Consider the following 308-nt stretch of genomic DNA (forward strand, 5'->3'; position numbering starts at 1 on the left):
GCCGCCTTTTTTCCCGTAGTGCAGTTCCCAATACCAGCGGGGAGAAAGGATGCCTTTCTTGTTCAGCGCCGCCGCAATCTTACCGTAGGCCATGCCGGAACAGCACATCTGATAGATTTCCCGCACCACAGCGGCGGCTTCTTCATCCACCACCAGCCGGTGTTTATCTTCATCACTCTTGCGGTATCCGTAGGGAGCATAGGCGGTCAGGTATTGGCCGCTTTTCTTTTTTGCATACAGCACCGATTTGATTTTACCCGACAGGTCTTTCAGATGGTAGTCGTTCATCAGACTGCGGAAGTGCAGCA

The 308-nt window shown here is 52.9% G+C and carries 1 protein-coding gene; it reads right to left on the bottom strand.

Annotated features, from left to right (window positions below; genetic code table 11):
• Positions 1 to 306: recombinase family protein (locus tag P0G09_RS17870; protein WP_275253340.1), on the bottom strand; the 306-nt coding region annotated here is incomplete at its 3' end.
• Positions 307 to 308 lie beyond the last annotated feature (2 nt).

The sequence above is a fragment of the Faecalibacterium sp. DFI.5.82 genome (assembly GCF_029076575.1).
In the GTDB taxonomy this organism is placed as follows: domain Bacteria; phylum Bacillota; class Clostridia; order Oscillospirales; family Ruminococcaceae; genus Faecalibacterium; species Faecalibacterium duncaniae.